Source organism: Bradyrhizobium sp. Leaf396, from assembly GCF_001424605.1.
GTDB classification, from domain to species: domain Bacteria; phylum Pseudomonadota; class Alphaproteobacteria; order Rhizobiales; family Xanthobacteraceae; genus Bradyrhizobium; species Bradyrhizobium japonicum_C.
The window spans coordinates 275,797-293,182 of record NZ_LMQJ01000012.1 but is presented as its reverse complement, the minus strand read 5'-3'; the positions used below and the strand labels follow the sequence as shown (position 1 = coordinate 293,182).

The following is a 17,386-nucleotide window of genomic DNA, read 5'->3' as shown; positions in this document are numbered from 1 at the left end:
GGCGCCGACCTAGAAAAAGTGACATCATCGCGCGCATTGCCGATGGAGGTGACACCATGCGCCGCCCTACGTTATCCAACTTTCTGCTTGCTTCCGGTCTTCTCGCGCTCACGCAATTGATGATTCCGGCCGATGCCGCGGCCGAAGCGCGGCTCGCGCTGGTGATCGGCCAATCCGCCTATCGGACGGTGCCGGAGCTGCCCAACGCCGCCAACGACGCCAAGGGCATGACGGAGCTGCTCGGCAACGCCGGCTTTACCGTCACGACCGCCGCCAATCTGGCGCAGAACGAGATGCGGGCGGCGATCTCGGACTTCGCCGGCAAGGTCAGTGCCAGCGGCCCCGATACGGTCGCCTTGGTGTTCTATGCCGGCCACGGCCTGCAGATCGACGGCGAGAACTATCTCGTTCCCGTGGATCTCGATCCCAAGCGCGAGGCCGACATTCCGCTGCAGGGCGTGCGGCTGAACGACATGCTCAACACGCTCGGCGCTCTGCCGACGCGGGCGCGCATCTTCATGCTGGATGCCTGCCGCAACAATCCGTTCCCCGCGCTCCGCGGCGCCGGCCACGGGCTTGCGATCGTCGACACCAAGGCCGGCGCCCCCGGCTCCTTCATCTCCTATTCGACCTCGCCCGGCGCCGAAGCCGAGGACGGCAACGGCATCGACAGCCCTTACACCGCGGCTGTGCTGACGATCGCGAAACAGCCCAATCTGCCGATCGAGGAGATGTTCAAGCGCATCCGCGTCGCCGTGGCGCAATCGACCGACGGCCGGCAGATTCCCTGGGAAAGCTCGTCGCTGACCACCGACTTCAGGTTCTTCGGCGAGAGCAGCGGCAACACGCCCGCCCTTCCCGGCGCATCCGCGATGGCGCTCGCCGGCGGCACGCGCAGCCTCGAGGACTGGCGCAAGGAATTGCGCGGCAAGCCAGCCATGACCGCCTATGAGCTCGTGATCACCGAGGACACCGTCGAGGCGTATCAGGCCTACATCGAACTCTACGCGCAGGACACCCGCACGCCGCGCCTGCGCACCGTGCTGGAGCGACGGCGCCAGATGCTGGCGTGGGAGCGTGCAACGGCGATCAACACGCGCGCCTCGTTCGAGGCCTATCTTGCGAACTGGGACAATAGCGACCTCGCGGCAACTGCGCGCCGGCTGCTGCTCCGCGTCCAGAACCGCAATTATGGCGTGCCTACCGCTGCGGCGGCGACCCCGGTCGCCGTCGCGACGGCACCGACCTGCCCGTGCTCGACGCCGGCGACGCCTGTCAATCCGAGTGTTCCGCCCACCCTCAAGAAGCGCGTCGACGATACCCCGCCAAAGCGCAAGGTGGTCGAGACGCCGCCGAAGCCGCGCCGGCCGCCCCCGCCCGACGAAGTGGTCGTCTACGAGCGTGCCCCGCCGCCCCCCCCACCCGCAGCCGTGGGTGTCGGCATCGGGATCGGAATCGGCATGAGCCGCGGTGGCTACGGCGGTGGCTATGTTGGTGGCCATGGCGGCCCGGCACGCGGCGACTACCGCAGATACTGATCCGACCCGCCACAATATCGCACCGGCTCGCGCTCAGGCCCGAGCCGGTGCTTCCTGCGACAGCGTCGGGTGGTCCCGCTGGACTGCTTCCCGGATCCAGCCGGCCTGGATCGCGCGAGACAGGATCTGCGCGGTCTTGAGATCATCGGCCTTCATGCAGAGATTGACGATCCGGCGCACGGCGTCATCGCGCATCAGATCGTCGGACATCTTCATCGCGACTTCCATGGCGACCCGGGCGGCGCGTTCATAGCGCTGGCGCTCGCCGGCCTGTGCCGCAATCGCTGAAGCGGAATCGCAGATGGCGCGAATGCGCGCGGCGGCTTCGATGTCGCCGAGCGGCCCTTCGATCGCCTCGTCCCAGATGTCCTGTCGCATCTTGCGCGCCAACCAGCGCATTGCCCGCTCCGTCAATGTCGGAGCGAGCATAAGCGGGGTTTGCGCTGTGCGCTATGCTTCCGGGACGATCTTGCCGGGGTTCAGAATGTTGAGCGGATCGAGCGCCTTCTTCAGCGCCCGCATCGCTTCGATCGCCTCGGGGCCGAGCTCGGCCTTGAGATATTTCTGCTTGCCCTGGCCGATGCCGTGCTCGCCGGTGCAGGTGCCGTCCATGGACTGTGCACGCTCGACCAGGCGATGCATGAACTCCTCGCCACGCGCCATCTCGTCGGGGTCGTTGATGTCGCAGACCAGCGAGCAGTGGAAATTGCCGTCGCCGACATGGCCGACGATCGGCGACAGCAGATTGAGGCGCTTGAGATCCTCCTCGGTCTCGCCGACGCAATCGGCGAGCCGCGAGATCGGCACGCAGACGTCGGTCGCGACCACGCCGATGCTGTCGCCGGGCCGCAACGCCTTCACGGACCAATAGGCGTCGTGCCGCGCCTGCCATAGCTTGGTACGGTCCTCCGGCTTGGTGGTCCAGGAGAAATCGCCGCCGCCACACTCCTTGGCGATCTCGCCGAAGGCCTTGGACTGCTCGGCGACCTCGATTTCGCTGCCGTGGAATTCCATCAGCAGGAGCGGCGTCTCCGGCAGCGTCAGCTTCGAATAGGCGTTGCAGGCCTTCACCTGCGCGGCGTTGAGCAGTTCGATGCGCGCCACGGGAATGCCGGTCTGGATCGCAAGGATAACGGCCTGGCAGGCACCGTGCACGGTCCCGAACGACACCGCGCCGGCGGCGATGGTCTCGGGAATGCCGCGCAGGCGGATGGTCAGCTCGGAGATGATGCCGAGCGTGCCCTCGGCGCCGACGAACAGATGCGTCAGGTCGTAGCCGGCGGATGACTTCTTGGCGCGCGTGCCGGTGGTGATGATCTCGCCGTCGCCGCGCACCACCTTCAGCGCCAGCACGCTGTCGCGCATGGTGCCGTAACGTACCGCGTTGGTGCCGGAGGCTCGGGTCGAGGCCATGCCGCCGAGCGAGGCATCCGCGCCGGGATCAATCGGGAAGAACAGGCCCTGGTCGCGCAGATGCTCGTTGAGCGCCTTGCGGGTGACGCCGGGCTGGATCACGCAGTCGAGGTCCTCGGCATGCACCGCGAGCACCTTGTTCATGTCGCGCAAGTCGATCGAGATGCCGCCGGCCGGCGCGTTGACCTGGCCTTCGAGCGAGGTGCCGGTGCCGAAGGCGATGACGGGCACGCGGTTTCTGGCACAAATCCGCACCACGTCCTGGATGTCGGCTGTCTCCTGCGCCATCACCACGCCATCCGGCGGCTGGTTGGGTAGCCATGTTGTGGTATGGCCGTGCTGCTCGCGCACGGCCTGCGAGGTGATGAGGCGGTTGCCGAAGCGTGCGGCAAGCTGCTCCAGCGCGCTCGCAAGGGCTTTCGGCTCCGGCCGCGGCGGATTATTGGTGATGGTGGTGCCCACGGAATTCCTCCCGACAGAAGAACCGTGGCAAAGGACATAAAACCGGTCAAGTCAAGCGACCGGACGCATAGCTGGAAGGAAACATGCCGGACACCGCCGCCTCAGCGCCCAAAGCCGGACCGTTCCGCGCCTCGATCATGCAAATCGAGCCGCATTGGATCGACTATAATGGCCACCTCAACATGGCCTATTACAACGTGATGTTCGACCGCGCGATCGACCAGCTCTGGCTCGAGCTCGGGATCGGGCCCGGCTACATGAAGGAGCGCGGCGGCTCGACCTTCACCGCCGAATGCCACGTGCGGTACTTGCGCGAGATCCATCTCGGCGATCCCGTGCAGATCTTCGTCTGGCTGCTGGAAGCGGACGACAAGCGGCTGCACACGTTCGAGGAGATGCGGCACGCGAGCGAAGGCTGGCTGTCGGCGACCTCGGAGAACATGTCACTGCACATGGACATGAGCGCGCGGCGCGTCGCGCCGTTTCCGCCCGATATCCGCGAGCGTATCGCTGTGGTCACCAAGGCCCACAGCGCCGTGGCGCGACCGGAGGGCATCGGCCGGAACGTGGCGATGCCCTCGAAGCGGTGACAGCGTCGTGCTGCCTGCGGTTGACCTCTCCCTGCGGGAGAGGTGACCATCGCTGCTATATCCTGTTGCGGCCGCGCGCCAAGCCGACCACGGCCGAGACCAGGAACAGCACCACGGCGATGAAGAAGATGATCTTGGCGATCTCGATCGAAGCGCCGGCGATGCCGCCGAAGCCAAGGATGCCGGCGATCAGTGCAATAACCAGAAACGTCACAACCCAGCCTAGCATGGTCAATCCCTCGTCCTGATGTTGTCTGCGTCGACGCGGCTTGCCGCGCCACATGCCCAGACAATCTCAAGGCGGGAACGATTGTTCCGCCCCATCCAGGCGCGAAATTCGCGTCCTTCGCGGGAACAAATCGGCTTGTCCCGCACGTGGAAAACCCGGTTTCGGCACCCCATATAGCCACCGATCCCTGTTAAGAAGGCTCCCTTCCGTCACCCCGCGGTGCCATCGTGGGGCCAATGATTCGCATGACCGAGCCAAGCAAGATCACAGCCGTTCCCGACCACCAACCCGCAGCCGGCGGCATCGCCGCGCGTGCGCGCGCCTCGGTGGGCCCGAAATACCTCTCCGGGCTCAATCCGGAGCAGCGCGAGGCCGTGGAGACGCTGGACGGCCCGGTTCTGGTGCTGGCCGGCGCCGGCACCGGCAAGACGCGCGTGCTGACCACGCGCATCGCCCACATCCTCAGCCAGGGCCGCGCCCGCCCCGCCGAGATCCTGTCGGTGACCTTCACCAACAAGGCCGCCCGCGAGATGAAGCACCGGCTCGGCCAGATGCTCGGCCATGCCGTGGAAGGCATGCCGTGGCTCGGTACCTTCCACTCCATCGGCGGGCGCATCCTGCGCATCCATGCCGAGCTGGCGCAGCTCAAGTCGAACTTCACCGTGCTCGATGTCGACGACCAGGTACGGCTGCTGAAGCAGCTGCTGCAGGCCGAGAACATCGACGACAAGCGCTGGCCGGCACGCATGCTGGCAGGCCTCATCGACGGCTGGAAGAACCGCGGCCTGATGCCCTCGCAAGTGCCTTCGGGCGAAGCTGCGATGTTCGCCAACGGCAAAGGCGGCAAGCTCTATGCGAGCTACCAGGAGCGGCTGAAGATCTTGAACGCGGCCGATTTCGGCGATCTGCTGCTGGAGAACATCCGCATCTTCCGCGAGCATCCCGATATCCTCAGGCAGTACCAGCAGCGCTTCAAATTCATCCTGGTGGACGAGTATCAGGATACGAACGTCGCGCAATATCTGTGGCTGCGGCTGCTGTCGCAGGCGCCGTCCTCCAGTTCGTCATTGCCGGGCTTGACCCGGCAATCCATCGCTTCGTCACAAGATGGATCACCGGGTCTCGACGCTGCGCGTCGGCCTGATGACGAGAGACATGATGCGAGGCTTGTTTCCGCGAGCGAAAAGGGCCCCACCAGGAACATCTGCTGCGTCGGCGACGACGACCAGTCGATCTATGGCTGGCGCGGCGCCGAGGTCGACAACATCCTGCGCTTCGAGCACGATTTCCCCGGCGCCAAGGTCATTCGTCTGGAACGCAACTACCGCTCGACCGGGCATATCCTCGCCGCCGCCTCGCATCTGATCGCACACAACGAAGGCCGGCTGGGCAAGACGTTGCGCACCGAGGACCAGGACGGCGAGAAGGTCACCGTCACGGGCTCCTGGGATTCGGAAGAGGAAGCCCGCGGCATCGGCGAGGAGATCGAGCAGCTGCAGCGCCAGGGCGAGAAGCTCAACGAGATCGCCATTCTCGTGCGCGCCTCCTACCAGATGCGCGAGTTCGAAGACCGCTTCGTCACGCTCGGCCTGTCCTATCGCGTCATCGGCGGCCCGCGCTTCTACGAGCGCGCCGAGATCCGCGACGCGCTGGCCTATTTGCGCGTCATCAATTCGCCGGCCGACGATCTCGCCTTCGAGCGCATCGTCAATACGCCCAAGCGCGGCCTCGGCGACGCCACCGTGCAGATGCTGCACGACCATGCCCGCAAGCGCCGCATTCCGCTGTTCGAGGCCGCGCGCGCCGTGGTCGAGACCGACGAGCTGAAGCCGAAGGCGCGCGGCTCCTTGCGCGATCTCATCGCACAGTTCGACCGCTGGCGCGCCCAGCGCGAGGTCACCGCGCACACCGATCTCGCCCAGATCGTGCTCGACGAGAGCGGCTATACCGAGATGTGGCAGAAGGACCGTTCGGCGGATGCTGCAGGCCGGCTGGAGAACCTCAAAGAGCTGGTGCGCTCGATGGAGGAGTTCGAGAACCTGCAAGGATTTCTCGAGCACATCTCGCTGGTGATGGACCGCGAGGGCGGCGCCGAGGACGACGCGGTGTCGCTGATGACGCTGCATTCGGCCAAGGGCCTCGAATTCGATAACGTGTTCCTGCCCGGCTGGGAGGAAGGCCTGTTCCCGAGCCAGCGCACGCTGGACGAACAGGGCCGCGCTGGCCTGGAAGAAGAGCGCCGGCTCGGCCATGTCGGCCTGACCCGCGCGCGCCGCCGCGCGAAGATCTATTTTGCGACCAACCGGCGCATCCACGGCACCTGGTCGACCACGATCCCCTCGCGCTTCCTCGACGAATTGCCGGCGGCCAATGTCGAGATCACGGAATCCAAGGGCGGCTCCGGCTGGGGCGGCAGCGGCGGCTACGGCGCCTCGCGCTTCGACGACATGGAGGCGTTCGGCTCCAGCTACTCGACGCCGGGCTGGCAGCGCGCGCAGGCCAATCGCAATCGCGGTGGCGGCAGAAGCGGCTTCGAGGAAGAGACGGCGACGTTCTCCTCGGCCTCGTCATCCGGACCGGATTTCGGCAGCTTCTCCTCGCGCCGTCGCGGGCCGATGACCATCGAAGGCGAGTTGGTCGCCAAATCCACCGGCACGACCTCGGAATTTGCGCTGGACGACCGCGTCTTCCACCAGAAATTCGGCTATGGCCGCGTCACCAGGATCGACGGCAACAAGCTCACCATCGCCTTCGACAAGGCCGGCGAGAAGAAGGTCGTGGACAGCTTCGTGCAGAGGGCGTGACGGCCGGTATGGCTCAGTACGTTGCCATCATCGAGGACGCAGCCCCGGACGCGGTCAGCCTCTGGTTTCCCGACCTGCCCGGCTGCATCTCCGGCGGCGACGACGTCGACGAGGCGCTGGAGAATGCGCCCGAGGCAATCGCGTTCTACGCGCAGGAGCTGATCGCGGAGGGGCGCGAGCTTCCTCCGCCGCGGACGCTGGACGAGCTCAGGGCCGCCCCTGAATTTGCCGACGACCTCAGGAACCACACGGCCGTCCTGGTCGAATGGCCGCCCCTCCCGGCTGCGGATTGAGGACTGTTCGCCTCACCGGGCCGACTCCCGACAGTTCTCGCCCGAACAGGTCTTGACCATCGCGAACTTCCCCGTATCAGATGCGCCCCATGGTCCGGGGATCCGTCACACTGATCGTGCTTGCATTGGGGATGCCGTCGCTTGCGGCGGCGGAGACCATGAGCTTTGGTGATTCGATCGGCAAGCTGGCGGCGAGCTGCGGTGCAGAGATCATCGCCAATTGCCGCGGCGTCAACCCGGATTCGAACCGGCTGAAGGAGTGCCTGTCGCGCAACCGTGACGTCCTCTCGCCGCAATGCGCGAGCGATTACCTCGGCGCTTTCGAGGCCATTCAGAAGCGCGTCGCCGCGCGCGTGACCGTGGCGAATGCCTGTCAGCGCGAGATCGTCAAAGTCTGCGGGGGCTCGACCAAGGAGACAAGCAAGTCGATTCCCTGCCTGGTCTCGACGCCCAAGGGCATCAGCAACAACTGCCTGAAGGCCGTTGACGACGCGGGGTATCGCTGATGCGCGCGCCCAGGCACATCATGACTGGAGCGGCCGTTGCGCTGGGGCTCGCCTTGCTGCCGGGCACCGCGGGCGCGCAGACGTCAGCGCCGACCCGCGACGAGATCGTGAGCAAGCTGAACCGGTTCGAAGAAGCGGCCGAGCTCGATCTGCCGACGCTGAAGCAGCAGGTGATGGAGCGCGCCAAGACCAGGATCAAGAACGATCCAGGACCCGTGAACCGGCCGCTGATAGCGCCCGATCTGGCCAAGCTGCCCGCCTTCAATGCGCAGATCCAGTTCGACACGGACACGCCGATCATTCAGCCGGCTTCCTACCAGACCGTCGGCCGCATCGCGGACGCGCTGGTGCATTCCTCGCTGCTGCCCTACACGTTCCTGATCGTCGGCCATGTCGAATCCAATTCGAAGACGCGCGAGGCCAATGCGATCCTGAGCCAGCGCCGCGCAGATGCAATCCGCGATGTGCTGGTGAACACGTTCAAGATCTCGACCAAGCGACTGCATCCGATCGGCCTCGGCGAGGAGCAGCTTCTCGACCGGGCCAAGCCGACCTCGCCCGTCAACGGCCAGTTGCAGATCCTGACCTATGCCAAGCTGCCGGAGGAGGCGCCGCGTCCGGCTGCTCCTGCGCCTGCGGCGAAAAAACCCGCCAGGAAGCACTGAACGAACGCGGGCTTCGCTGCCGACGGAACCTGTTGAAGTGCTGTTGATTTGTAGCGTGTTCCAGGCGCGCCAATGCGGCTTCAAGCGACAAAGCACCGGTTTGTGCACCGCCCGGTCCAGTGCTATAGCCAATGTTCGCCCTTCCCGACCAACATGCTGCATGAGACCGAAATGGGTGGCTTTTTCCAGCGCCAACTTGCCGTCTACGTCGAGTATCATCGCGATCCCCGGAACACGGCGATGCATGTGATCGGTATTCTCTTGCTCTTCACCGGCGCAGTGCTGCCGTTGACGCTGGTCAAGTTTCCGCTGTTCGGTTTCGACGTCAGCTTGGCAGTGATCCTGGCCCTGCCGGTATTGATTTATTGGCTGCTGCTCGACGTGGCGCTCGGGCTCGGCATTCTGGCCGTCTCCATCGTGCTGTTTTCGGTGGCGACGACGATCACGGCCCAAGTCAGCATCGCGACGATGTGGGCGATTTTCGCCGCGCTGGTGGTGCTCGGCCTCGCCGCGCAAACCATCGGCCACAAGGTTTTTGAGGGCCGCGAGGCCTCGTTGTTCACTTTTCCCTCGCATCTTTTGCTTGGACCGATGTTCGTGATGGCAAAATTATTCATTGCCTTGGGCTTCCGTCGCGACCTTGCCGCGATTCTGGCGCCTCTTCCGACCAATTCCCTTTCCGCCCGATAACCCCAAAAGCGAAACAGCAACCTTCTGCATGGCTCTCGTCCTGGTTACCGGTGGCAGTGGCTTCATCGGACATCATCTCGTAGAAGCGCTCCGCGCCCGTGGGCAGCGGGTGCGGGTTCTCGATGTCCGTCCACCGGCCGCCGCGAACGCGGACGTTGAATATGCCCATGCCTCGGTGCTGGACCGCGATGCGGTGGATGCGGCGCTCGCCGGTGTCGATCGGGTCTATCACCTCGCCGCCCTGCCCGGCATGTGGGTCGCCAACAAGCAGGACTTCCACGAGGTCAATTGCCGCGGCACCGAGATCGTGCTCGCGGCGGCGATGAAGCGCGGCGTCTCGCGGTTCCTGCATTGCTCGACCGAATCGATCCTGTTCCCTTATTCCGACCTCAAGGGTGTTCCCGCCGAGGAAGCGCTGCAGGCGGCCGAGGCAATGCCCGGCGCCTATACGCGGTCGAAGGCGCTCGCCGAGCATCATGTCGCAAAGGCTGCAGCCGCGGGCTTCCCTCTTGTGATCGGCACGCCGACCATGCCGATCGGCGCTGCCGACCACAATCTGACGCCGCCGACTGCGATGCTCTGGTACTTCCTCCAGAAGAAGGTGCAGCCGCATCTCGACTTCCTGGTCAATCTCGTCGACGTCCGCGACGTCGCCATGGGCCTCCTGCTGACCATGGAGCGCGGCCGCGCCGGCCAGCGCTACATCCTCGGCGGCGACTGCGTCACGCTCGGGAGTGTCCTGCGGATGATGTCGGCGATGAGCGGCCGCCGGCAGCTTCCGGTCGTCGTGCCCGGAAAGCTCGCTGAGCTATCAGCCATCATGCTCGAATACATCGCCGATCACGTGACCCGCCGGCCGCCCAACGGCACCGCCGAGGGCGTGCGCATCGCGCTTGCCGCGAGCGATCTGTCGATCGGCAAGGCTCGCACCGAGCTCGGCTATTCGCCGCGTCCGATCGAGCCGGTGTTGCGCGAAACCATTACCCATCTGCTCGCCCGCAACGGCGAGCAGCCCTCCGGCGCCCTCAAGCATCACGCGCTCTCCTCGCGCGCGAGCTAGAGTCGCCGCCCAACGCAAAGAACCTTCATGTCCTTCGATTTCAGCAAACTTCTGTCTGTCGCCTGGGGTGGCTGGACCACGACCTGGCCGACGCAACTCCTCGCCTTGATCTGGCTTGCCTGGCTCGCCAGCTGGATCGGCGCCTCGTTCTGGCAGGGCCGCACGCAGAAGCAGGTGATGACGCTGGAGTCCGGCCGCTATCGCATCCCGATTCTCGTCGGTGGCATCCTGTTCACGCCGTGGACTGCGGAAGTGCTGAACGAGAAGCCGCTCTGGGTGTTCAGCAACACGGCTGTCTATGTCACCGCGCTGATCGTGCTCGCCGGCATCTCGTTCACCTGGTGGGGCCGGCTGCATCTCGGCAAGTTCTGGTCCAACACCATCACCCACAAGGAAGACCATCGCGTCATCGACACCGGCCCCTACGGCATCGTGCGTCATCCGATCTACACCGGCCTGATCGCGGGCATGCTGGCGACCGGCATCGCCGTCGGCACGGTGACTGCTATCCTCGGCGCCATCCTGATCTCGCTCGGCATGTGGCAAAAGGGCCGGATGGAAGAGGTGTTCCTGTCGAAGGAACTCGGTGAAGATGCCTATGGTGCTTATTGCCGCCGCGTGCCGATGATCATTCCGTTCCTGTCGCCACGGTAGGCCGAAGCGCGAGCCTGTAGCCCGCACGAGCAAGACGACATGCGGGACCTGTCGTCCCGGAGATCGCGCTTCGCTCATCCGGCGACGACGCTGTTGGCCAGGGAACCGCCCCTCCCCACGCCCGTTACTCCCTCGACACCTGTACCATTCGCAGAGCACCGAGCCATGTCGGACGCCTACGATTATTTTCGCGAGCACGCCATTGCCGCCGTCCGCAAGGCGCGGGCGCTTCCGCGTGGCCGGGCGAAGCAGAAGCAGCGCACGGTGGCCCGGGTCTACCATCTGTTGTCCAGAGAAGCCGCGCTGGCCCCCAACATCCACCACCTGGAAGATTTTCGCGCGGCGCGGCGGCTGGAGCGGCAGATCGGCCGCTGATCGCGGCGACGCGGCGTCGATCCCATGCAAATTCGATCGGCTGCCATTCCCCGGGAATAGGCCCCGGTGGCCGGCCGCGCAGGTTGACGTCAGCCCCGTCAGCCAGTTGGATGCGCGCGCACACGGGGGCCTGTCATGACGTTTTCCAGCATCTTCGCGCAGTTCGTCGCTCTCATCGGCGGCATCGCGCTGCAATGGCGAAAGATGTCGGGCACTGAGCCCGCGCCGGCCTGGGGCGAGACGCCGGCGATTCCCGAGGCGAAGCCGCAAGGCGCGATTCCGACGTTGAAGATGCCGACCGCGCGCGGCTGGCGCGAGGGTCAGAAGCCGACTGTTGCACCCGGCCTCAAGGCCAATGCGTTCGCGACCGGTCTCGACCATCCGCGCTGGATCGAAGTGCTGCCCAATGGCGATGTGCTGATCGCGGAAGCAACGCAGATCGCAGGTCCCCCGCGCACGGTGTTTCACTTTGCGATGCAGGCGACCATGCGGCGTGCCGCGGCGCTTGGCGTTTCCGCTAACCGCATCACGCTGCTGCGCGACAACGACGGCGACGGCGTCGCCGAAGTTCGCGGCGCCTTCATGGAGAACCTGAGCCAGCCCTTCGGCATGGCCCTGGTCGGTGACACCTTCTATGTCGGCAACACCGACGGCGTGATGGCCTTCCCTTACGTTGCCGATGCCGATCGCATCACCGCGCCGGGCAAGCGGCTCACGACGTTCAAGCCGGGCGGGCACTGGACGCGCAGTCTTCTGGCAAGCCCCGACGGCAAGAAGCTCTATGCCGGCGTCGGCTCGCTCAGCAACATCGCCGAGATGGGCATGGAGGTCGAGGAAGGCCGCGCCGCGGTCTACGAGCTCGACCTCGCGGCCGGCACGCATCGCATCTTCGCAAGCGGCCTGCGCAATCCCGTGGGCCTCGCCTGGGAGCCGAACACGGGCGTGCTGTGGACGGTCGTCAACGAGCGCGACGGCCTCGGCGACGAAACCCCGCCGGATTATCTCACCTCGGTGCGCGACGGCGGCTTCTACGGCTGGCCCTATTGCTATTGGGGCAGGACCGTCGACGACCGCGTGCCGCAGGATCCGGCGATGGTCGCCAAGGCGCTTCAGCCGGACTATGCGCTCGGCGGCCACACCGCTTCGCTCGGCCTGTGCTGGATGCCCGCCGGCACCCTGCCCGGCTTCGGAGACGGCATGGTGATCGGCCAGCACGGCTCGTGGAATCGCAGCAAGCTGTCCGGCTACAGGCTGGTGTTCATCCCATTCGAAAACGGCAAGCCGTCCGGCCCCGGTCGCGACATCCTGTCGGGCTTCCTGTCGCCGGACGAGAAGGAATCCTATGGACGTCCGGTGGGCGTCGCGATCGGCCCCGACAAGACGTCGCTGCTGATGGCCGACGACGTCGGCAACGTGATCTGGCGCGTGACGGGCGCGTAAGCCGTAAGACTTACGTCCCGACGCAGAGCGTGGCGCGCTGCTTGCGCAGCAGCGCGATCACGGACAGCGCGGTGATGATCCCGGTCTTGGGATTCTCGGACGGGATGTTCTCGATCGACATCGAGAAGCGGGCCGAATCCGCCTCGACCTCGATGCGGTGAACGTTGCGCGTCACAGTCGGGTCGGCCCAGATCTGCACCTCCGTGCGATCGGGCCCGACGCCGGCGAGCGACAGCGCGACCGCGACGTTGAGATTGGCCGGAAAGCCCTTCGCGGCCTCGCGCGCCGTACCCTCGAACAGCTTCAGCGGCTCGCGCAGCTTGTCGATGTCGATGTTGTTCTCGACGATGAACGGCGCGCCCTTCAGGCCGTCGATCGGCTTGCGCGTCACCATCTTCACGGAATGAATGGTGCCGATTGCAGCGGCGTTCACCGCATCGAGCCCGATCAGCGCGCCGGTCGGCACGAGGATGCGCCCGCCATTGGCGCGGGCGAGATCGACCAGATCGAAATTGTCGAGCAGCCCGCCGACGCTGACGACGAGTGCGGTCTTGCCCCGCTTCACGGCGGGCTCGACGATCTCGCGCAGATGCCGGCTCGGCGCGCATTCGATCACGATGTCGGCGGCACCGCCGAGCTGGTCGATCGGCATGATCTGCGGCGGGCGCCGCAGGCCGCCGATGAAAGCGTGATGCTTGGCGGGATCGCGTACGGCGACTGCGGACAGCGTCAGTCCCTCGATACCCCGATCCAGAGCAGCCGCGATCTTGGTGCCGATCGAGCCCAGTCCTGCAATGGCAACTTTCAGTTCGCCCGCCGCTCTCTGTCCAGTCATCGCGTCCCGCTTCCTCGCTGGCCGGCATCATAGCGCACCGTTTTCCGCATAGGCCAGCGCGGCCGCACGCGGGGAGCGCGAAGAGCTGTTACTTCCGCGATGTCGCCGGAGCCACGGGAGGAGCCGCCATCGCGGCGGCCGGCTCGGGCGGCGTGAGATGGCGCGGGACGATGATGGTCTGGCCCGGGGTCAGCGGCGCGTTCTCGGGCAGTGAATTGCTCTGCGCGAGCGTCCACAGCGGCACACGATTGGCAGCGGCGATGCTTTCCATGGTGTCGCCGCGCCGCACCGGCACCCGGACGCCGGAGGCCCACAATTCGACCAGCGTGTCCGCCGGGACCAGGTAGCGCAGCGGCACGGCATCGGCCTGGGTCTGCGGCGGTATGCGCGGCAGCTGCGTCACCATCTCGACGATCTGACGATGGATGTCGTCCGACTTCTCGATGTTGATGTGGCTGACGCGCGCATTTTCCTTGAGGTCGTAGCTCGCGTAATGGCCGCGAAAGCCGGGCACGGCGACGACATCGCCGCCGCCGAGCACGCTGTCGGACAGGAAGATGTTGATGAAGCGCTCGACGTTGAGCGGCACGTCGCCGGTCGCATGCGCGGGGTCGATGGCAATGACGAGGCTGATCGGGACGTTCTCCTCGGCCGCCATCTCGGAGATGACGATCGAGCACAGCCCGCCCATGGAGTGGCCGATCAAGACGATCGGCGCCGCCTTTTCCTTGTAGCTGGCGATGACGCGGTTGCCGATGAACCGGCACAAGGTGAATTCATAGACGTCGGCGGAGAAGCCGGCCTGCGTCAGCTTCTCGCCGAGCCGGTCCATCCCGGTCGAGAAGATCGGACCCATGGCACCGCGGAAGAGGTAGACCTTCGGCGGCGGCAACGGCTCGAACGGCGGAGGCGGCGGCGCAACAGGCGTGGCCGCGGCCGGCTTCGTTCTGGCCTGTGAGGCACCGGTCGCGCCGGTGCCGAGGGCGAGCAGCCCAACCGCTGCCAGCACGAGGAGCCGCCTCAAATCAATCATCAGTCCAGCAGTCCCACCACGGGAGGCAAAGGCCTCCCCCGTGTCTTCATGACCGCGGAATTGGCAGATTTTGCGGCGCGAAACTGCCCGCCAGCTCAGTTCCTCGCCGGAGCCGCCGCTGCTGCCGAGCGCGCCTGCCGCGGCGTGCCCTGGTCGGCGACCGGGGCGGCCGGCGCCGCGGGCGCGCGCGAGCGCATGATCGCGGCATCGATCTCGGCGATGACGCGACGCTGGATCGCTTCGTTCTTGTCGATCGAGATATGGCCGACGCCGGTGCCACGCACATCGACGTTGTCGAGCTTGCCGCGAAAACCCGCTGCGGCCCGCACCGGCTCGCCGGGACCATCGCCGATATAGATGTTGATGTAGCGGTCGGCGCCGGTCGAGAGCTTGGTCTTGAAGACGGAATCGAGGCCGATCGCGAGCTTCACGGGGACGCCGAGCTGATTGAGCTTGGCGATCATGTCCGGCAGCGCGGTGGCACCCGAGGAATGCCCGACGAGGATGATGGTTTTGAGCCGGCCGGCCCGGTAGGCGGCGGCGGCTTCATCGGCGAGCGAGGACCAGGAGACGAAGTTGGCGACGGTCACCGGAACGCCCCGCGCCTGGAGCCGGGCACCGATGGTGTCGAGCCCGAGCGAGAAGATGTTGAGCACGCCGCGGAGCAAATAGACGTGCGTGGTCGCGACCGCGGCCTGGCTCGGCGCCGCCTTGGCGGCGGTCGGGCTGATGGCAACAGCTGACAGCAGGAGCAGGCCCATCGCCCACATGCGAAGGGTGGACGATTGGCTGGCGCCAGCGGTGTGACGGCCGTTCGGACTCATCGATGTTTTCCCTGGAGACGATACGCTTCGCGATTGGCCGGAATCGTAGCCACGGCCCGCTCGCAGACGCAACAAAGAGCCGCGTGAACGACCATCTTAGCAGCACGCCGTGACCATCGCGCAACACTTGCCCGGATCATGCCACTGAACGGCCTGTTTTCGGACCATTTTTCTCCGGGGAATTGCGGGGCGGCAAGCGCGTTCCTATTTCAGGGCTCCGCTGATCTGCCCATCCGGACAGGTCCGGCCCTCCCCCTTCCCCAGCCATTCAGCCTTGCGGCCATCATGCCTTCCATCATTTCCGTCGCCAATCTGTCGAAGACCTATGGGTCCGGCTTCAAGGCGCTCAAGAACGTCAACCTCGACATCAAGCGTGGCGAGATTTTTGCGCTGCTCGGCCCCAATGGTGCCGGCAAGACCACGCTGATCTCGATCATCTGCGGCATCGCCAATCCAAGTGAAGGCCGGGTTCTGGTCGGCGGCGAGGACATCCAGACCTCCTACCGCAAGGCACGTTCGCTGATCGGCCTCGTGCCGCAGGAATTGCACACTGACGCCTTCGAAAGCGTGTGGGCGACGGTGAGCTTCTCCCGGGGCCTGTTCGGCAAGCCGAAGAACCCCGCCCATATCGAGAAGGTGCTGAAGGATCTCTCGCTGTGGGACAAGAAGGACAACAAGATCATCACGCTCTCCGGCGGCATGAAGCGCCGCGTGATGATCGCCAAGGCACTGTCGCACGAGCCGCAGATCCTGTTCCTGGACGAGCCCACGGCCGGCGTCGACGTCGAGCTGCGCAAAGGCATGTGGGAGGTGGTCCGCGGCCTTCAGCAGTCCGGCGTCACCATCATCCTCACCACGCACTACATCGAGGAAGCCGAGGAGATGGCCGACCGCATCGGCGTCATCAACAAGGGCGAGATCGTGCTGGTCGAGGACAAGACGACCTTGATGCAGAAGCTCGGCAGGAAGCGGCTGACGCTGCATCTGCAGAACAAGGTCACCTCGTTGCCCGAAAGCCTCGCGCATTACGAGCTCGAGCTCTGCGATGAGGGCGCCACGCTGGTCTACGATTACGACACCCAGGGCGAGCGCACCGGCATCACCAGCCTGCTCGGCGATCTGCGCACCGCCGGCATCCGCTTCAACGACCTCGACACGACGCAATCGTCGCTCGAGGACATCTTCGTCGACCTCGTGAGGACGTCATGAATCATCGCGCCATCCGCGCCATCTACCTGTTCGAAATGGCGCGCACCTGGCGCACGCTGCTGCAAAGCATCGTCTCGCCCGTGGTCTCGACCTCGCTCTATTTCGTGGTGTTCGGCGCCGCCATTGGCTCGCGCATCAGCCAGGTCGAGGGCGTCAGCTACGGCACCTTCATCGTGCCGGGCCTGATCATGCTCTCGGTGCTGACGCAGAGCATCGCCAATGCCTCGTTCGGCATCTACTTCCCCAAATTCACCGGCACGATCTACGAGATCCTGTCGGCGCCGATCTCCTATTTCGAGATCGTGATCGGCTATGTCGGCGCAGCCGCGACCAAGTCGATCATTCTGGGCCTGATCATCCTGGCAACGGCGGGGCTGTTCGTGCCGCTGCACATCCACCATCCGGTCTGGATGCTCGCGTTCCTGGTGCTCACCGCCGTGACGTTCAGCCTGTTCGGCTTCATCATCGGCATCTGGGCCGACGGCTTCGAGAAACTTCAGATGATCCCGATGCTGGTGGTGACGCCGCTGACCTTCCTCGGCGGCAGCTTCTATTCCATCGACATGCTGCCGCCAGCCTGGCGCAGTATCGCGCTGCTCAACCCGGTCGTCTACCTGATCTCCGGCTTCCGCTGGAGCTTCTACGAGATCGCCGACGTCAGCATCGCCGTCAGCGTTGGCATGACGCTGGCGTTCCTGGTGATCTGCCTCGTCGTGATCTGGTGGATTTTCCGCACCGGGTACCGGCTGAAAAACTGACCTGCGCC

At 65.5% G+C, this 17,386-nt stretch carries 19 protein-coding genes; 13 read left to right on the top strand and 6 right to left on the bottom strand.

Annotated features, from left to right (window positions below; all coding sequences use genetic code 11):
- Window positions 1–56: 56 nt before the first annotated feature.
- Window positions 57–1,538 carry a caspase family protein gene (locus tag ASG57_RS14440; protein WP_057196591.1) on the top strand — a complete coding sequence of 494 codons (1,482 nt, stop codon included), beginning with the start codon at window positions 57–59 and terminating at the stop codon, window positions 1,536–1,538.
- A 33-nt stretch (window positions 1,539–1,571) separates the two neighbouring features.
- On the opposite strand, the gene ASG57_RS14435 is transcribed toward ASG57_RS14440, so the two are convergent.
- The gene (locus tag ASG57_RS14435) at window positions 1,572–1,937 is read right to left on the bottom strand and encodes a hypothetical protein (protein ID WP_024339583.1); all 366 of its coding nucleotides are present in this window, start codon (window positions 1,935–1,937) and stop codon (window positions 1,572–1,574) included.
- 51 nt (window positions 1,938–1,988) lie between these two features.
- Complete coding sequence (locus tag ASG57_RS14430) at window positions 1,989–3,413, bottom strand: FAD-binding oxidoreductase (protein WP_024339582.1); 1,425 nt, start codon at window positions 3,411–3,413, stop codon at window positions 1,989–1,991.
- A gap of 83 nt (window positions 3,414–3,496) precedes the next feature.
- Here ASG57_RS14430 and ASG57_RS14425 point away from each other — a divergent pair, with 83 nt between their 5' ends.
- Window positions 3,497–4,003: a thioesterase family protein gene (locus tag ASG57_RS14425; RefSeq protein WP_057196590.1), complete on the top strand. Its 507-nt coding sequence runs from the start codon at window positions 3,497–3,499 to the stop codon at window positions 4,001–4,003.
- A 55-nt stretch (window positions 4,004–4,058) separates the two neighbouring features.
- Here the strand turns inward: ASG57_RS14425 and ASG57_RS14420 are convergent, their stop codons facing one another.
- The gene (locus tag ASG57_RS14420) at window positions 4,059–4,232 is read right to left on the bottom strand and encodes a DUF1328 domain-containing protein (protein WP_008556598.1); all 174 of its coding nucleotides are present in this window, start codon (window positions 4,230–4,232) and stop codon (window positions 4,059–4,061) included.
- 236 nt (window positions 4,233–4,468) lie between these two features.
- On the opposite strand from ASG57_RS14420, the gene ASG57_RS14415 reads away from it, so the two are divergent.
- From ASG57_RS14415 to ASG57_RS14375, 9 genes are all read left to right on the top strand, one after another.
- Complete coding sequence (locus ASG57_RS14415) at window positions 4,469–7,036, top strand: ATP-dependent helicase (protein ID WP_057196588.1); 2,568 nt, start codon at window positions 4,469–4,471, stop codon at window positions 7,034–7,036.
- An 8-nt stretch (window positions 7,037–7,044) separates the two neighbouring features.
- On the top strand, window positions 7,045–7,329 hold the full coding sequence (locus ASG57_RS14410) for a type II toxin-antitoxin system HicB family antitoxin (protein ID WP_024339579.1): 285 nt from the start codon (window positions 7,045–7,047) through the stop codon (window positions 7,327–7,329).
- 89 nt (window positions 7,330–7,418) lie between these two features.
- Window positions 7,419–7,835: a hypothetical protein gene (locus tag ASG57_RS14405; protein ID WP_024339578.1), complete on the top strand. Its 417-nt coding sequence runs from the start codon at window positions 7,419–7,421 to the stop codon at window positions 7,833–7,835.
- Window positions 7,835–8,500 (top strand): OmpA family protein, encoded by a 666-nt coding sequence (locus ASG57_RS14400; RefSeq protein WP_024339577.1) that lies wholly within the window; start codon window positions 7,835–7,837, stop codon window positions 8,498–8,500. Before ASG57_RS14405 ends, ASG57_RS14400 begins: the two co-directional genes overlap by 1 nt.
- Before the next feature lie 153 nt (window positions 8,501–8,653).
- Window positions 8,654–9,190 (top strand): Mpo1 family 2-hydroxy fatty acid dioxygenase, encoded by a 537-nt coding sequence (locus ASG57_RS14395; RefSeq protein WP_063828467.1) that lies wholly within the window; start codon window positions 8,654–8,656, stop codon window positions 9,188–9,190.
- 28 nt (window positions 9,191–9,218) lie between these two features.
- Window positions 9,219–10,250: an NAD-dependent epimerase/dehydratase family protein gene (locus ASG57_RS14390; RefSeq protein WP_024339575.1), complete on the top strand. Its 1,032-nt coding sequence runs from the start codon at window positions 9,219–9,221 to the stop codon at window positions 10,248–10,250.
- A 27-nt stretch (window positions 10,251–10,277) separates the two neighbouring features.
- A complete protein-coding gene (locus tag ASG57_RS14385) occupies window positions 10,278–10,904 on the top strand; it encodes a methyltransferase family protein (protein ID WP_024339574.1) in 627 nt (208 codons plus the stop codon).
- A 165-nt stretch (window positions 10,905–11,069) separates the two neighbouring features.
- Window positions 11,070–11,279 (top strand): hypothetical protein, encoded by a 210-nt coding sequence (locus ASG57_RS14380; RefSeq protein WP_024339573.1) that lies wholly within the window; start codon window positions 11,070–11,072, stop codon window positions 11,277–11,279.
- Window positions 11,280–11,414: 135 nt separating this feature from the next.
- A complete protein-coding gene (locus tag ASG57_RS14375) occupies window positions 11,415–12,719 on the top strand; it encodes a PQQ-dependent sugar dehydrogenase (protein WP_024339572.1) in 1,305 nt (434 codons plus the stop codon).
- Between the two features lie 10 nt (window positions 12,720–12,729).
- Here ASG57_RS14375 and ASG57_RS14370 read toward each other — a convergent pair whose 3' ends face one another.
- The 3 genes from ASG57_RS14370 to ASG57_RS14360 all read right to left on the bottom strand — a co-directional run bounded on the left by ASG57_RS14370 (window position 12,730) and on the right by ASG57_RS14360 (window position 15,411).
- On the bottom strand, window positions 12,730–13,554 hold the full coding sequence (locus ASG57_RS14370) for an aspartate dehydrogenase (protein WP_057196587.1): 825 nt from the start codon (window positions 13,552–13,554) through the stop codon (window positions 12,730–12,732).
- Between the two features lie 88 nt (window positions 13,555–13,642).
- Entirely contained in the window at window positions 13,643–14,587 is a 945-nt protein-coding gene (locus ASG57_RS14365) for a LysM peptidoglycan-binding domain-containing protein (protein WP_057196586.1), read from the bottom strand.
- 95 nt (window positions 14,588–14,682) lie between these two features.
- The gene (locus ASG57_RS14360; RefSeq protein WP_057196585.1) at window positions 14,683–15,411 is read right to left on the bottom strand and encodes a hypothetical protein; all 729 of its coding nucleotides are present in this window, start codon (window positions 15,409–15,411) and stop codon (window positions 14,683–14,685) included.
- A gap of 285 nt (window positions 15,412–15,696) precedes the next feature.
- Between ASG57_RS14360 and ASG57_RS14355 the strand changes: the two genes are divergently transcribed.
- Together ASG57_RS14355 and ASG57_RS14350 are read left to right on the top strand one after the other, a co-directional pair.
- Window positions 15,697–16,620 (top strand): ABC transporter ATP-binding protein, encoded by a 924-nt coding sequence (locus tag ASG57_RS14355; RefSeq protein ID WP_024339568.1) that lies wholly within the window; start codon window positions 15,697–15,699, stop codon window positions 16,618–16,620.
- Window positions 16,617–17,378, top strand: a complete 762-nt coding sequence (locus tag ASG57_RS14350; RefSeq protein WP_024339567.1) for an ABC transporter permease — start codon at window positions 16,617–16,619, stop codon at window positions 17,376–17,378. Before ASG57_RS14355 ends, ASG57_RS14350 begins: the two co-directional genes overlap by 4 nt.
- The last annotated feature ends 8 nt before the right edge of the window (window positions 17,379–17,386 follow it).

Bases quoted from the DNA above. Each gene is read 5' to 3' on its own strand.
- ASG57_RS14440 (WP_057196591.1), top strand. From the start codon at position 57: ATGCGCCGCCCTACGTTATCCAACTTTCTGCTTGCTTCCGGTCTTCTC.
- ASG57_RS14435 (WP_024339583.1), bottom strand. From the start codon at position 1,937: ATGCGCTGGTTGGCGCGCAAGATGCGACAGGACATCTGGGACGAGGCG.
- ASG57_RS14425 (WP_057196590.1), top strand. From the start codon at position 3,497: ATGCCGGACACCGCCGCCTCAGCGCCCAAAGCCGGACCGTTCCGCGCC.
- ASG57_RS14420 (WP_008556598.1), bottom strand. From the start codon at position 4,232: ATGCTAGGCTGGGTTGTGACGTTTCTGGTTATTGCACTGATCGCCGGC.
- ASG57_RS14415 (WP_057196588.1), top strand. From the start codon at position 4,469: ATGATTCGCATGACCGAGCCAAGCAAGATCACAGCCGTTCCCGACCAC.
- ASG57_RS14410 (WP_024339579.1), top strand. From the start codon at position 7,045: ATGGCTCAGTACGTTGCCATCATCGAGGACGCAGCCCCGGACGCGGTC.
- ASG57_RS14405 (WP_024339578.1), top strand. From the start codon at position 7,419: ATGGTCCGGGGATCCGTCACACTGATCGTGCTTGCATTGGGGATGCCG.
- ASG57_RS14400 (WP_024339577.1), top strand. From the start codon at position 7,835: ATGCGCGCGCCCAGGCACATCATGACTGGAGCGGCCGTTGCGCTGGGG.
- ASG57_RS14395 (WP_063828467.1), top strand. From the start codon at position 8,654: ATGCTGCATGAGACCGAAATGGGTGGCTTTTTCCAGCGCCAACTTGCC.
- ASG57_RS14390 (WP_024339575.1), top strand. From the start codon at position 9,219: ATGGCTCTCGTCCTGGTTACCGGTGGCAGTGGCTTCATCGGACATCAT.
- ASG57_RS14385 (WP_024339574.1), top strand. From the start codon at position 10,278: ATGTCCTTCGATTTCAGCAAACTTCTGTCTGTCGCCTGGGGTGGCTGG.
- ASG57_RS14380 (WP_024339573.1), top strand. From the start codon at position 11,070: ATGTCGGACGCCTACGATTATTTTCGCGAGCACGCCATTGCCGCCGTC.
- ASG57_RS14375 (WP_024339572.1), top strand. From the start codon at position 11,415: ATGACGTTTTCCAGCATCTTCGCGCAGTTCGTCGCTCTCATCGGCGGC.
- ASG57_RS14370 (WP_057196587.1), bottom strand. From the start codon at position 13,554: ATGACTGGACAGAGAGCGGCGGGCGAACTGAAAGTTGCCATTGCAGGA.
- ASG57_RS14365 (WP_057196586.1), bottom strand. From the start codon at position 14,587: ATGATTGATTTGAGGCGGCTCCTCGTGCTGGCAGCGGTTGGGCTGCTC.
- ASG57_RS14360 (WP_057196585.1), bottom strand. From the start codon at position 15,411: ATGAGTCCGAACGGCCGTCACACCGCTGGCGCCAGCCAATCGTCCACC.
- ASG57_RS14355 (WP_024339568.1), top strand. From the start codon at position 15,697: ATGCCTTCCATCATTTCCGTCGCCAATCTGTCGAAGACCTATGGGTCC.
- ASG57_RS14350 (WP_024339567.1), top strand. From the start codon at position 16,617: ATGAATCATCGCGCCATCCGCGCCATCTACCTGTTCGAAATGGCGCGC.